Origin of the sequence: Streptomyces hygroscopicus subsp. hygroscopicus, assembly GCF_030269125.1 — a bacterium.
Lineage (GTDB): Bacteria > Actinomycetota > Actinomycetes > Streptomycetales > Streptomycetaceae > Streptomyces > Streptomyces hygroscopicus_C.
On record NZ_BSSM01000044.1, the window covers coordinates 1 to 1,355 of the forward strand.

At 68.7% G+C, this 1,355-nt stretch carries 1 protein-coding gene; it reads right to left on the reverse strand.

The genetic code is table 11. The features are described 5' to 3' along the window. Nucleotides 1-1,355: acetate--CoA ligase (gene acs, locus QSK45_RS37980; RefSeq protein WP_285563520.1), on the reverse strand; the 1,355-nt coding region annotated here is incomplete at both ends.

Consider the following 1,355-nt stretch of genomic DNA (forward strand, 5'->3'; position numbering starts at 1 on the left):
GCGAAGTACTTGCCTTCGAAGCGGGACCAGTAGGTGTCCTTGAAGCGCTGGTCGTCGCCCCAGATGGTGCGGAGCATGGCGGGCCAGGGTTCGGTGAGGACGAGGTAGCCGCCGCCGCCGTCGGGGACGGGGTTGGCTTCGTCGTCGACGACGGTGGCGCTGATGCCGGGCAGGGGGCGTTGTGCGGAGCCGGGCTTGGCGTCGGTGACGCCGGGCAGGGGGGAGATCATCATGGCGCCGGTCTCGGTCTGCCACCAGGTGTCGACGACGGGGGTGCGGTCGGCGCCGATGTGTTTGCGGTACCAGATCCATGCTTCGGGGTTGATGGGTTCGCCGACGGAGCCGAGGATGCGCAGGCTGGTCAGGTCGTACTTGGCGGGGATGTCGTCGCCCCACTTCATGAAGGTGCGGATGGCGGTGGGGGCGGTGTAGAGGAGGGAGACCTTGTATTTCTGGATGATTTCCCAGAAGCGGCCCTGGTGGGGGGTGTCGGGGGTGCCCTCGTACATGACCTGGGTGGCGCCGTTGGCGAGGGGGCCGTAGACGATGTAGGAGTGGCCGGTGACCCAGCCGACGTCGGCGGTGCACCAGAAGACGTCGGTGTCGGGTTTGAGGTCGAAGACGGCCCAGTGGGTGTAGGCGACCTGGGTGAGGTAGCCGCCGGAGGTGTGGAGGATGCCCTTGGGCTTTCCGGTGGTGCCGGAGGTGTAGAGGATGAACAGGGGGTGTTCGGCGTCGAGGGCCTGGGGGGTGTGCTGGGGGGACTGGCGGGTGACGAGGTCGTGCCACCACACGTCGCGGGTGTCGTTCCAGGCGATGTCCTGGCCGGTGCGGCGGACGACGAGGACGTGTTCGACGGTGCCGGTCTTCTCGGCGGCCTCGTCGACGGCGGGTTTGAGTGCGGTGGGCTTGCCGCGGCGGTAGCCGCCGTCGGAGGTGATGACGATCCGGGCGTCGGCGTCCTTGATGCGGGTGGCGAGGGCGTCCGCGGAGAAGCCGCCGAAGACGACGGAGTGGGTGGCGCCGATCCGGGCCGTGGCCAGCATGGCGATGGCGGTCTCGGGGATCATCGGCATGTAGATGGCGACGCGGTCGCCCTTGCGGACGCCGAGTTCGAGCAGGGCGTTGGCGGCGCGGGAGACCTCGTCCTTGAGTTCGGCGTAGGTGATGGCGCGGCTGTCGCCTGGTTCGCCCTCGAAGTGGATGGCGACGCGGTCGCCGTGGCCGGCTTCCACGTGCCGGTCCACGCAGTTGTAGGCGACGTTCAGTTCGCCGTCCTTGAACCACTTCGCGAACGGGGGGTTCGACCAGTCCAGCGTCTCGGTCGGTTCCTTCGCCCAGGTCAGCCGGCGGGC